The sequence below is a fragment of the Flavobacterium hercynium genome, from assembly GCF_002217285.1.
Classification (GTDB): domain Bacteria; phylum Bacteroidota; class Bacteroidia; order Flavobacteriales; family Flavobacteriaceae; genus Flavobacterium; species Flavobacterium hercynium.
In genome coordinates this window covers 35,634-35,838 of sequence record NZ_MUGW01000040.1, presented here as the reverse complement: position 1 = coordinate 35,838, position 205 = coordinate 35,634, and the positions used below count along the sequence as shown (strand labels likewise).

The following is a 205-nucleotide window of genomic DNA, read 5'->3' as shown; positions in this document are numbered from 1 at the left end:
TCGAACCCCTCATCGCCCACCAAATTCCAAAAACTCCAAAGTCAATTGATTTTGGAATTTTTTGCTTTATATTTATGAATTTCACTGTTTACATCCTATTTAGCGAAAGCAAAAACAAATTTTACATTGGCTTTACTTCTAATTTAGAAGATAGAATCATTAGGCACAATCAGAAAAGTAAAGGTTTTACAGGAAATGTAAACGA

General features: G+C 31.2%; 1 protein-coding gene. It reads left to right on the top strand.

The genetic code is table 11. The features are described from left to right. Positions 1–74: 74 nt before the first annotated feature. On the top strand, positions 75–205 hold a 131-nt coding region (locus B0A66_RS23215), incomplete at its 3' end, for a GIY-YIG nuclease family protein (protein ID WP_165766645.1).